Here is an 11,606-nt window from a genome sequence, read left to right on the forward strand (position 1 = left end):
CATGAGTCTCACCCTCATTGTTTTGCTTCCCTTCATTGGGGCGGTCTTACCCGCTATCATGATCCGGGCCGGGCGCAACGCATGTGCCACAGCGACCGGTTCCGTCACGCTGCTTGCCCTGATCTTGCTGATAGCAAAGGCTCCTGCGGTCATTGGCGGCGAAGTCTTTCAGGTCAGTTACAGTTGGCTGCCGGAACTGGGTCTGAATGTGACCTTCTTCCTGGACGGACTGGGCTTGCTGTTTGCCACCCTGATTCTGGGTATCGGTCTTCTGATTATCATCTATGCGCGGTTCTATCTTTCCAAGGATGACCCGATGGGCAGGTTCTATGTGTTCCTGCTGCTGTTCCAAGGGGCCATGGTCGGCATCGTTCTGTCTGACAATATCCTGCTGTTGCTGATTTTCTGGGAACTGACGTCGCTGTCATCCTTCCTGTTGATCGGCTATTGGAAGCATCTTCCGGCGGGGCGTCAGGGCGCGCGCATGGCGCTTGCCGTGACAGGTGCGGGTGGTTTGGCGATGATTGCCGGGATGCTGATCCTTGGCGATATTGTCGGGTCCTATGATCTGACCGTTATCTTGCAGAACGCCGATCTGATCCAGGCATCGCCGATGTATCTGCCGGCCTTGATCCTGATCCTGCTGGGCTGCTTTACCAAATCGGCACAGTTCCCGTTCCATTTCTGGCTGCCGCATGCGATGGCGGCACCGACACCGGTTTCGGCCTATCTGCACTCGGCGACAATGGTGAAGGCGGGCATCTTCCTGATGGCCCGCATGTGGCCGGTTCTTTCAGGTACGCCGGAATGGTTCTACATCGTAGCGACCGCCGGTCTTGTGACCATGGTGCTGGGCGCATGGATTGCGATCTTCAAGCATGACCTTAAAGGCCTTCTGGCCTATTCGACGGTTAGTCATCTTGGACTTGTCACCATGTTGCTTGGTTTCGGAACGCCGATGGCGGCCGTTGCCGGGGTGTTTCACATCATCAACCATGCGACGTTCAAGGCGGCCCTGTTCATGACAGCCGGGATCATTGATCATGAAACCGGGACCCGTGACATTCGTCGCTTTGGTGGTTTGCTGAATGTCATGCCGATTGCCGGTACCATCGGCATTATCACGGCAGCCTCGATGGCGGGTATCATTCCGTTCAATGGTTTCATCTCCAAGGAAATGATGCTCGAAGAAGCATGGCACACCATGTGGCTTGACCAGAGTTGGGTGGTGCCGCTATTGGCGACGATTGGCGCCTTGTTCTCGGTGGCCTATTCGTTCCGGTTTATCTTCCATGTCTGGCTGGGCAAGCCGCGGGATGAAAACCTGCCGCACCATCCCCATGACCCGCCCTTTGGCATGTGGGCACCGCCCGCGCTGCTGACGGTTCTGGTGGTTGTGATCGGTCTGTTCCCGGCCACCATCGCAGGGCCATTGGTGGCTGCGACCGCAGGGGCGGTTACCGGTGGTGAATTGCCGGACTATTACCTGTCACTTTGGCATGGTCTTACACCGGCGCTTGGTATGAGTGTGCTTGCGATTATCGGTGGATCGCTTTTGCTGATGCGCCATGGGGGCCTGATGTCGGCAACCGCCAACCTGTCGCGGCCCGATGCCAAGACAATGTTTGATTGCGGCATGGCCAAGACCGTCGCGCTCAGCCGACTGGTTTCGGACAATCTGCATAACGGATCGCTGCAGCGTTATCTTGCAGTTATGGTCATTGGTGCGATTGGTATCGGCCTGTCCGGCTTTTATGCGCAGCCGGACTTCCAGTCGGGCTCGCGGGAGCTTATTGAAGTTTCACCGCCTGCGGTCATTGGCTGGCTGTTGCTGGTCGTGACCTGTGTGGCTGCGGTCTTCATGCATTACAATCGTTTGCTGACGCTGCTTCTGGTCGGGGTCATCGGTCTGATCGTATCGCTTGGCTTTATCTATCTGTCGGCGCCTGATCTTGCGCTGACACAGATTTCAGTCGAAGTGGTCACCGTCATTCTGATGTTGCTTGCCCTTAACATCCTGCCAAAGGAAACCCCCAAGGAAAGCCTGCCCGGACGCAAGATGCGCGATGGCATTGTGTCGATTGCGGCGGGTCTTGGTGTTGGCGGGGCGATCTGGGCGATCATGACCCGCGATCTGCCAAATTCGATCTCGTCCTATCATCTGGCGAATTCGAAGATCGAAGGTGGCGGGACCAACGTTGTCAACGTCATCCTCGTTGACTTCCGTGGTTTTGATACCTTTGGCGAGATCATCGTTCTGGGGATTGCAGCCCTGTCGATCTTTGCATTGATCGAAACCGTGACCCAGGGGGAGGCGGCAAAACGCCTTGCCAGCTGGGTCGTGGAACGCAGGCGTTCGCCAAACCGTCATCCGATGATGATGGTTATCGCCACGCGTGTGATGTTGCCGCTGTCTTTGATGGTGGGTGTTTACATCTTCCTGCGCGGTCATAACGAACCGGGCGGTGGCTTTATCGCCGGTCTGGTCGTTTCGGTCGCGTTGATCATGCAGTATATGGCCTCTGGCTTTGGCTGGGCCCAGAACCGCATGAAGGTCAATTACCATGGCATGATCGGTCTTGGTGTCATTGCCGCGGCGATTACCGGGGTATCGGCCTGGGTTGCGGGTCTGCCGTTCCTGACCAGTGGTTTTGCCTATGTCAGCCTGCCAGTCGTTGGCAAGTTTGAAGTCGCATCCGCCATGGGCTTTGACCTGGGTGTCTTCCTGACCGTGGTCGGGGCGGTGATGCTGGCCCTTGCCAAACTCTCGCAGGTCGAACGTATGGCCGAACATGTCGACATAAATGCCGAACCGATGGACCACGATCCGTCGGCATCAGCAGCACCGGTGGCAACACCGGGCAAGGAGGCCTGATATGGAATTTCTTGTAGCAAGCAGTATTGGGCTTATGACCACGTGCGGCACGTATTTGTTGCTGCGCGGGCGCACCTTCCCGGTTGTTGTTGGTCTGGCCCTGCTGTCCTATGCGGTGAACGTCTTCCTGTTCGCCATGGGACGTTTGACGATTAACATGCCCCCCATCCTGCGTGAGGGTGTCACGGAATATACCGATCCGTTGCCCCAGGCGCTGGTTCTGACGGCAATCGTGATTTCGTTTGGTATGACGGCGTTTATTGTTGTGTTGTCGATCCGGGCTTTCCTTGAAATTGGCAATGACCATGTTGACGGTCGCCCGGTTGGCGCGTCCTCCGAAGCAGGAGATAAAAACTGATGGGTGACTGGATTGTTGTTCCCATACTGCTGCCTGCGGTGATGGCTGCGCTGATTGTACTGGCTGTTCGCCACGACATTATCCTGCAGCGGGTATTTTCCATCACGGCAACGGTCGCACTTGTCGCCGTTTCTCTGGCGTTGGTGATTTTTGCCAACGCTCATGATCCAGAAATGTACGCCTTGGGCGATTGGCCCGCACCGTTTGGCATTGTTCTGGTGCTTGATCGCTTGTCGGCGATGATGGTGTTGCTGACGTCGCTTCTCGGGCTTGGTGTTGTTCTGTTTGCCTCAAGCGAATGGGACCAGCGCGGCAAGCATTTCCACGCCCTGTTCCAGTTCCAGCTGATGGGCGTCAATGGTGCGTTCCTGACCGGTGACGTGTTCAACCTGTTCGTGTTCTTCGAAGTCCTGCTGATCGCGTCCTATGGTCTGATGTTGCATGGTGCGGGGGCGGATCGCCTGAAAGCCGGCATGCAATATGTCGTCATCAACCTGACAGGTTCGGCCTTGTTCCTGCTTGGGGTTGGCATGATCTATTCGGTCACCGGAACACTGAACATGGCGGACCTTGCCATTCAGGTCACCAATGTGGCGTCCGGTGATGCGGCCATTCTGCGTGCAGGCGCGCTGGTGTTGCTTCTGGTGTTCTGTGTCAAGGCAGCCCTGGTTCCGGTTCATTTCTGGTTGCCAGCCACCTATGCCAATGCACCGGCACCGGTCGCCGCACTGTTTGCCATTATGACCAAGGTCGGGGCCTATTCGGTCCTGCGTGTCTATTCACTGGCCTTCGGCGATACGGCGGGTGACATGGCGTGGCTGGCACAGCCCTACATCCTGCCTGCGGCCCTGATTACACTGGTGCTGGGCATGACCGGGGTCCTGGCGGCAAAACGTCTTAATAGCCTGATCGCCTTTTCGGTGATCGGATCTATGGGGACGCTTCTGATTGCCATCGGTCTGTTCACGCCGGACGCCATTTCGGCAGGTCTTTATTATCTGCTGCATTCGACGTTCTCGGCGGCTGCCCTGTTCCTGATTGCCGATCTTGTGGTGTCACGTCGCGGGCAATTTGGCGACAGTCTGCATACCGCACCGCGCTTCCATCAGTCCGGCTTCCTTGCTGTTCTGTTCTTTGTCGGGGCGATCGGTATGGCCGGGATGCCGCCACTCAGTGGCTTTATCGGGAAGTTGCAGATCCTTGACGCTGCGCGCGACAGCGATGCGATGATCTGGATCTGGTCGATCATTCTGGTGACGTCCCTTATGTGCATCGTCGGATTTGGCCGCGCGGGCAGTGTCCTGTTCTGGAAGAGTGCGTCGGTCGAAGGTGAAATCACGGTTGAAGGTGCCAAATGGCCGGTTCTGCCTATCATCGCAAGCTGCGGCATGCTGTCGGCCTTGGTTGCGCTGACGATCTTTGCCGGACCAATTGGTGATTATCTGCAGGGCGTGTCTGTGCAGCTCTTTGACACATCACATTATATCGAAGCGGTGCTGGGTGAAAACGCCCTGTCACTGGTCGGTCAATAAGGGGAGAGGATAGAAAAGATGATGAAACGTTATCTGCCCCATCCGCTTTTGACCCTCGCACTGCTGATTGTCTGGGTCTTTCTGGTCAACGAAATTTCGGCAGGTGCCGTGATCTTTGGCCTAATTCTGGCGATCATCATTCCGTTGATCACCGCCAACTTTTGGCCCGATCGTCCGAGGGTACGCAACGCTTATGCGATTTGCGAATATGGACTGATCGTGATGTGGGACATTATCGTGGCCAACGTGATTGTCGCTGGTTTGATCCTGTTTCGCAAAACCGAAAGTCTGGACTCAAAATCGGTCGTTGTTCCGCTTGATCTTACCTCGCCCGAAGCGATCACAACCCTTGCCGGGACGATCACCATGACGCCGGGTACGGTGACGATTGATCTGAGCGCGGATGCCAAAAGCCTGCTTGTGCATTGCCTGCATGCACCCGATCCGCAGAGCGTGGTGGACGATATCAAGAACCGCTACGAACGCCGTCTGAAGGAGATTTTCGAATGATCGATTATGCACTGAATTTCGGCTTTATCTGCGTTGCGCTGGCACTTCTGATGAACCTGTATCGTTTGACCGTCGGACCGACCACGGCAGACCGGGTTTTGGCGGTTGATACCATGGCGATCAATGCCATTGCCCTTCTGGTGCTGTACGGGATTGGCAAGGCAACCGCGATGTATTTCGAAGGGGCATTGTTGTTTGCGATGTTCGGGTTTGTTTCAACCGTGGCCTATTGCAAGTTCGTCTTGCGCGGCGACATCATCGAATAAGGGAGCGTAACGATGCCGTTTGTTGTTGAACTCATCATTTCGCTTCTGATCGTGATCGGCGGGCTGTTCTTGCTGGTTGGGTCGTTCGGGATGATCAAGTTGCGCGATCTTCTGCCGCGCCTGCATGCACCGACCAAGGCCAGTACTGTCGGGCTTGGCGGTGTTTTGATCGCGTCCATGCTGTTCTTCTGGATTGAACGCGGTAAATTCACCATTCACGAATTGCTGATCACGCTGTTCATCTTCCTGACAGCGCCGATCACCGCAAATCTGATCGCCAAGGCGTATATGTTGCTGAATGTTGATCCGAACAAGGAACTGCCGCCCAGCAAACAGGATGAAGGTTGGGCAACCTTTGATCCGATCGGACCCGAAGGCTATGACCCCAGCGAGGAATATCAGGAAAAGGAAACCTGAAAGGGTCAGGACCTTTGATGAATTCAAGCGGCACCGGGAAACCGGTGCCGTTTTGTTTTTAGGGTGTGTTGCCTGCGTGCATCCCAGTTGCTAAGACGAATGACAGAGAGGGACGGGACAGAGATCACCATGCCGGATTTTTCCATCGAAGATCAGTATCAGGGGCGTATTGCCGGGATCGACGAGGTCGGTCGGGGGCCGTTGGCTGGCCCGGTCGTGGCGGCGGCGGTTATCCTGCCGCGCGATGAACGTCTTCCGGTGGAGCTGCTGTCCGAGCTTAATGATTCTAAGAAACTCTCGGTCAAGAAACGTGACCACCTTTACGGCGTCATCATGAACTGTGCTGAAGTCGGCATTGGCGCGGCATCCGTGCGCGAGATTGACCAGATCAATATCCTGCAGGCGACCTATGTCGCCATGCGCCGTGCTGTCAGTCGCCTTGGGGCTTTGCCTGATCAGGCATTGGTTGATGGCAATCGCGACCCCGGGTTACCCTGTGCGGTGGAGACGGTGGTGAAAGGCGATAGCAAGTCGCTTTCCATTGCTGCGGCATCAATCGTTGCCAAGGTGGTGCGTGACCGCGCCATGGCACGCCTTGCCACGCGATACCCGTTCTTTGGCTGGGAAGGTAATGCCGGGTACGGGGTCAAAAAGCATATGGCGGGACTGGGTGAGGTGGGCCCAACCGCCCATCACCGCAAGAGCTTCAAGCCGATTGCCGATTTGTTTGAGGCGATGATGGATGGCCGATAGGTCCGCTTCCACGGCATTCGGGGCTAGGCCACGGCGGTCTGGTTAAACGGCACGATATGGGCACGTACCAGATCGGTGCCATCTTCTTCGCGGGTGATGGCGGCAAAGCCATCCGCATGACGAATGGCAACACGTTCCTGCACGCGGCATTCGCTGCGGAACTGAATATCCAGGCTTACCGGGTGAAAATCCGGTCGACCATCCGGCCCCGCAACCCCCATGACCCATTGCATCAGCCGCACATTGTTGACGTGTCCATACAGATCAAGATCGGACGGCCGTGCCTTGATGTTATCCATGGTCGGCAAAGGATCGGTGGTAAAGGCCGGTCGCAAAGGGGGCTCGATCAATTTGGGGCCGGGCGGATCGGGCAGGCGTTCGGCCACCCAATCGGGCCATTGGGCCGCACGGCGGGTGCAAAGGTCAAACATCACCCAGAAACTTTGCGCGACACCGATGATTTCGCCCTTGCTATTGGTCAGGCGAAAGTCACGGGTGGCGACCCGGCGTGATACCCCCGACGGCCATGTTTCAATCAGGATATCCTCGCCATTTCCCGGATAGTCGCGCATATGAATGACCATGCGCGCCAGAACCCATGCAATGCCCTGATCGACCGTATCGTCATAGGCCAGTTTCAGGATACGCGCGCCCCAACCGGCGGCATCCTGCATATAGTCGGCCAATGCAGACATCATGACCTTGCCATTGTCACCGATCTCGGAATAACGAACGCGATAGCTTCCCTTCCACCCGCAATTGGCCGGAAGAGACGCGGTTGAAATCCTGTTCCAGTCGATGGTCATGGCAGGCCTTTGTATGGGTATCGCGCGATCAATAGGACGGTTTTTGCCGCATCTTTTTGGTATCACCGCGCTTCTTTTTGGAATCGACGCGTTTGCGTTTGGCAGAAAGACTGGGTCGGGTTTTGACCCGGTATTTTTTGCGTTCGGCGGCCTTGCGTAAAAGTGCCAGAAAACGGTCGATCGCATCCTGCTTGTTGCGTTCCTGGGTACGGTGGCGCTGAGCGTCAAAAATGATTTCGCCGTCATTGGTCAATTTGCTGCCGGCAAGTTCGCGCAGGCGATTGCGCACATGCATTGGCAATTCGGTCAGGTCATCAATGCGCACACGCATCTGAACAGCACTGGAAACCTTGTTGACGTTCTGCCCGCCCGGGCCGGAGGCACGGACAAACTGAAAACTCAGATGGCGTTCATCCAGATAGAGGCCGTTTTCAATTTCAAGCATGGGAAACCGTGCAGATTGTCGAACTGTTTCAAGGTGATCAATTAACTGAGTGTTATGGTCGGCGATTGATTGAATTTGCTGATTTCTATGCCTACATTACACCCGTCTAACCTGTCAGGGGTCGGATCGACTGTAAACAGGAAATCAATGCTGCGCGTCTCGCATATCTATCTGGCCCTTGGGTGGCTTTCTGTTGGTCTTGGTGTGATCGGTATTTTCCTGCCGCTTTTGCCAACGACGCCCTTCATGCTGCTGGCAGCTTGGCTGTTTGCCAAGGGATCACCACGCCTGCATGACTGGATATGCAATCATCCGCGTTTTGGTTTGTCGATCCGTCAATGGAACGAGTATGGCGTGATCAATCGCCGTGCCAAAACCCTTGCGATGGTGGCGTTTCTGGTGGTGATTACGGCGTCATTGGTGCTGATCGAGAACCGCTGGGTGGCGTTTATTCAGCTTCTGGTCGCCATTCCTGTTAGCTGTTTTATTCTGTCCCGCCCTTCGGAAGCCCGGTTGGCCAAGGTGCAGAACCCAACAGGTAGCAGTCAATAACGCTGGCAAAGGGCAGGGCTCTTAGCCTGCCTTCTTGCGCGACAGTTCTTCCTGACAAGTTTCTTCAAGCTTGTCGAGTTCATCAAGCGTTGCGTCAATGTCTTCACGCTGCTTGCGAAGTGTCGCGCGGCGTTCATTGACCTTGTCGACCAGTGTGGTCAGCTGGGTGATCTCGCTGCGATCACCGTCATAAAGATCCAGCAAATCGCGAATTTCCTTTAGTGAAAATCCAAGCCGCTTGCCACGCATGATCAGCCGCAGGCGCACACGGTCACGCTGGCGGTAGATTCTGGTCTGACCTTGCCGTTCGGGCGAAATCAGTTCCTGATCCTCGTAAAAGCGGATGGTTCGGGTGGTGACTTCGAATTCGCGGGCAAGATCGGTGATGGTGTAGCTGTCGCTCATGGGGGCTCAATCATCTTTACGCTTACGTAAACTGAAAGCTACATGCTTTCGGATGCGGCGACAATCGACAATTCTTTTGGCAGCTCGACACAAAAGGTGCTGCCCTGGCCGGGCTTGCTGGTGACATCAATACCGCCGCCATGGCGGTCGACGATCTTTTTACAGATCGCAAGACCAATTCCCGTCCCCGCATAGTCCCCATAGCCATGTAGGCGCTTGAAGATTTCAAAGATGGTTTCGTGATATTGCGCGTCGATGCCGATCCCGTTATCGGCGACAAAGATCCGATAGCTATCGGGTGTTTCCGAGGCAAAAATCCTGACCTGACCATTTTTCGGATCGCTGTATTTAAGCCCGTTTGACACCAGGTTCTGGAACAACAACAGCAACTGGCTTGCATCCCCCATGACGGTCGGCAGGTGGCCTTCGCGGATAATGTTGCCTTCGGGGGTGGAACCGGCACGCCTGAAATTGGTGACAATGGCATCAAACAGATTGTCGAGCGGGACGGGATTGAACGGTTTGCCGTGGCGCCCAACCCGCGACAGGGTCAGGAGGTCATCAATCATCCGCTGCATGCGTTGCGTGCCATCAACCGCGTAATGAATGAATTCGTCAGCAGTTTCGTCGAGTTGCCCCTCATACCGCCGGGCAAGCAACTGCGTGTAGCTTGAAACCATGCGCAGCGGTTCCTGCAAGTCATGCGAGGCGGCATAGGCGAACTGTTCGAGTTCCGCGTTCGAACGTTCAAGTTCCTGCATCGTGCGCTGGATTTCTTTTTCGTGGCGTTTGCGCTGGGAAATATCACGCAGCGTAATGATGTAGTGATAACGCTGATCGGCGGAAAAATGGCTGATCGCGACTTCAAGCGGCACATTGCGACCACTGAGCGTGGATGCCAGCACTTCGATCACGCCGGTGCCAAGATCGGTCAAAAGCCGGTTCGGCGGCGGCGGCGTCAGTGGGGTATGTTCGCTGTCGGGCAGCAAAAACCGGATGATGTTGCGCAGTTCCGGATCACCCGTCGGACCGCAAAGCTCCTGCGCGCGGGAATTAAGCGGTTCGATGCTGCCGTCATCAGAGGCGACAAGAATGGCATCGATGGTGTTTTGCAAAATCGCACGTGTGCGGTCTTCGCTGCGTTTGGTTTGCGTTACAAGGTCAGCCAGCTCGGCGGCCTGCTGGCGTAAAAGACGGTCGCGCTGAACAGCGAGTGTGACGTCGCGAATGATCAATGAACAAAGCGTGCCATTCCGCTTGGTCTGGATGGGGTGAACACGAATGGATTGTTCCATACGATCAAAACTGGCGGCAAATTGCGGTAGGGGACGAAGCGGCAAGGCACCCTGATTGAGCGAGGGCGAAATGACAGCCGGCATGCCGAATTTCAGGCAATCTTCAATCGCAAGGCTGACACGGCCCAGTTTCGTGTCGGGGAACACATCGTGCAACGCCTTGCCCATCACCTGATCCGCATCCTTGCCCGACCGGCTTTGCATCCACTGGTTCCAGTGGCAAATCGTGCCGTCCGGGGCAAGCGCAATCAGCCCTGTATCTGCCGTATCAAGCAGTGCTGCAAAAAGATCAGCAGCATCGCTGTCACGGTTCAGATCAAATGACGGGGGGTGATCCCCCTTAGCGGATTGCGACTTTGTCATTCACCTCTCACCGGTTATCCAAGGGAGTTGGCCAGAAAACGCCGCACCAGTTCACGCAACATCTGGATGGACTCCAAGTCCATCACAAACAGCACATAGCCATCGATATCGTTCTGACGCAGCATGAATTGTACATGCAAAATCATCAAAACGGGATTCGTTGCGGTGCTGCCCCCTGCGGTGTCGTCGTCAAGCAATGCACGCGTTTCGCGTTTGCGAAACGTCGGCATGGAGCAATTGATCGGTTCACCCAGAACGTTCGAAATACTGCCAAGGCAGGCATTGAGGATAATGTTGCCGACCTCCATCAGGGCTTCCTGTTCAAGATCGGTCAGCGTATCAAGCGGCACGTCGACTTTAAGCAAGCTTCGGACAAGTTCCAGACTGCGAACTTCCGGGAATACCAGCATGGCTTCACCGGTAAACGGGCCATGAAAACTTTGACTGACGGCAGAAACAACTTCGGTCGGGGCGTTGGCCAGCTCGCTGTCGGAAAACCGTTCGACAAACGAGATGGCAGGCACGGTCAATTCAACCGGCTGATCAACCATTTCAGAAAGCGACGACGCAGCACGCCCGACACCAATATTGATCAGTTCACTGATTGTATCATGTTCAAGTTCGGTCAGTTCGATCATCGGGTTGCTTCCCGCGACATGATGTAGTCGCGAATTTTGTCCTCAGTCGGGGGCTTTGCGATGAAATCAAGGCCAAGGTTCTCGGCCTTGTTCTGGATCTCCTGTTGGATATTGGCAGTCAGAAGCGCAATTACAGCCCCGGGGAACCGGCTGCGCAGCTTTTCGCCCAGTTCAAGCCCATCCATGCCCGGCATGTTGAAGTCAACCAGCATGTAGTCATAGGTTTTGGCATCAACCATCTCAAGCGCCTTGGCGCCATCCTCGGCCTCGTCGATTTCCCAATTGGCAAAATTGCTGGAAATGAACGCCTTGACCAGAAGGCGGGCAAACTTGCTGTCATCAACGAGCAATACGGATTTGGTGTTTGGCATTTTCATCTCGATTTTGCGGG

14 protein-coding genes are annotated in these 11,606 nt (G+C 55.5%); 8 read left to right on the forward strand and 6 right to left on the reverse strand.

Features of this window, described 5'->3' with window-relative positions:
• Nucleotide 1 precedes the first annotated feature (1 nt).
• The 7 genes from AUQ41_RS11815 to AUQ41_RS11845 all read left to right on the forward strand — a co-directional run bounded on the left by AUQ41_RS11815 (nucleotide 2) and on the right by AUQ41_RS11845 (nucleotide 6,711).
• Entirely contained in the window at nucleotides 2-2,875 is a 2,874-nt protein-coding gene (locus AUQ41_RS11815) for a monovalent cation/H+ antiporter subunit A (protein WP_063088594.1), read from the forward strand.
• A 1-nt stretch (nucleotide 2,876) separates the two neighbouring features.
• The gene (locus AUQ41_RS11820) at nucleotides 2,877-3,233 is read left to right on the forward strand and encodes a Na+/H+ antiporter subunit C (RefSeq protein ID WP_063088595.1); all 357 of its coding nucleotides are present in this window, start codon (nucleotides 2,877-2,879) and stop codon (nucleotides 3,231-3,233) included.
• Nucleotides 3,233-4,765 (forward strand): monovalent cation/H+ antiporter subunit D, encoded by a 1,533-nt coding sequence (locus tag AUQ41_RS11825; RefSeq protein WP_063088596.1) that lies wholly within the window; start codon nucleotides 3,233-3,235, stop codon nucleotides 4,763-4,765. Before AUQ41_RS11820 ends, AUQ41_RS11825 begins: the two co-directional genes overlap by 1 nt.
• 18 nt (nucleotides 4,766-4,783) lie before the next feature.
• Entirely contained in the window at nucleotides 4,784-5,275 is a 492-nt protein-coding gene (locus tag AUQ41_RS11830; protein ID WP_063088597.1) for a Na+/H+ antiporter subunit E, read from the forward strand.
• Nucleotides 5,272-5,541 (forward strand): K+/H+ antiporter subunit F, encoded by a 270-nt coding sequence (locus AUQ41_RS11835; RefSeq protein WP_063088598.1) that lies wholly within the window; start codon nucleotides 5,272-5,274, stop codon nucleotides 5,539-5,541. The genes AUQ41_RS11830 and AUQ41_RS11835 overlap by 4 nt, the downstream gene beginning before the upstream one ends.
• Before the next feature lie 12 nt (nucleotides 5,542-5,553).
• A complete protein-coding gene (locus AUQ41_RS11840; protein WP_063088599.1) occupies nucleotides 5,554-5,958 on the forward strand; it encodes a Na+/H+ antiporter subunit G in 405 nt (134 codons plus the stop codon).
• Nucleotides 5,959-6,087: 129 nt separating this feature from the next.
• Nucleotides 6,088-6,711 carry a ribonuclease HII gene (locus AUQ41_RS11845; protein WP_063088600.1) on the forward strand — a complete coding sequence of 208 codons (624 nt, stop codon included), beginning with the start codon at nucleotides 6,088-6,090 and terminating at the stop codon, nucleotides 6,709-6,711.
• A gap of 23 nt (nucleotides 6,712-6,734) precedes the next feature.
• On the opposite strand, the gene AUQ41_RS11850 is transcribed toward AUQ41_RS11845, so the two are convergent.
• Nucleotides 6,735-7,517: an acyl-[acyl-carrier-protein] thioesterase gene (locus AUQ41_RS11850; protein ID WP_063088601.1), complete on the reverse strand. Its 783-nt coding sequence runs from the start codon at nucleotides 7,515-7,517 to the stop codon at nucleotides 6,735-6,737.
• A 28-nt stretch (nucleotides 7,518-7,545) separates the two neighbouring features.
• Nucleotides 7,546-7,962 carry an alternative ribosome rescue aminoacyl-tRNA hydrolase ArfB gene (gene arfB / locus AUQ41_RS11855; RefSeq protein ID WP_063088602.1) on the reverse strand — a complete coding sequence of 139 codons (417 nt, stop codon included), beginning with the start codon at nucleotides 7,960-7,962 and terminating at the stop codon, nucleotides 7,546-7,548.
• A gap of 147 nt (nucleotides 7,963-8,109) precedes the next feature.
• Between arfB and AUQ41_RS11860 the strand changes: the two genes are divergently transcribed.
• Entirely contained in the window at nucleotides 8,110-8,514 is a 405-nt protein-coding gene (locus tag AUQ41_RS11860; protein ID WP_063088603.1) for a YbaN family protein, read from the forward strand.
• A gap of 21 nt (nucleotides 8,515-8,535) precedes the next feature.
• Here AUQ41_RS11860 and AUQ41_RS11865 read toward each other — a convergent pair whose 3' ends face one another.
• The 4 genes from AUQ41_RS11865 to AUQ41_RS11880 are packed head-to-tail and all read right to left on the reverse strand — an operon-like array spanning nucleotide 8,536 to nucleotide 11,586.
• Nucleotides 8,536-8,919: a MerR family DNA-binding transcriptional regulator gene (locus AUQ41_RS11865; protein WP_063088604.1), complete on the reverse strand. Its 384-nt coding sequence runs from the start codon at nucleotides 8,917-8,919 to the stop codon at nucleotides 8,536-8,538.
• 38 nt (nucleotides 8,920-8,957) lie between these two features.
• A complete protein-coding gene (locus AUQ41_RS11870) occupies nucleotides 8,958-10,577 on the reverse strand; it encodes an ATP-binding protein (protein WP_063088605.1) in 1,620 nt (539 codons plus the stop codon).
• Between the two features lie 14 nt (nucleotides 10,578-10,591).
• Nucleotides 10,592-11,215: a chemotaxis protein CheC gene (locus tag AUQ41_RS11875; RefSeq protein WP_063088606.1), complete on the reverse strand. Its 624-nt coding sequence runs from the start codon at nucleotides 11,213-11,215 to the stop codon at nucleotides 10,592-10,594.
• Nucleotides 11,212-11,586 carry a response regulator transcription factor gene (locus AUQ41_RS11880; protein ID WP_064780019.1) on the reverse strand — a complete coding sequence of 125 codons (375 nt, stop codon included), beginning with the start codon at nucleotides 11,584-11,586 and terminating at the stop codon, nucleotides 11,212-11,214. The genes AUQ41_RS11875 and AUQ41_RS11880 overlap by 4 nt, the downstream gene beginning before the upstream one ends.
• Nucleotides 11,587-11,606 lie beyond the last annotated feature (20 nt).

Source organism: Thalassospira sp. MCCC 1A02898 (assembly GCF_001618185.1).
Taxonomy (GTDB): Bacteria; Pseudomonadota; Alphaproteobacteria; order Rhodospirillales; family Thalassospiraceae; genus Thalassospira; species Thalassospira tepidiphila.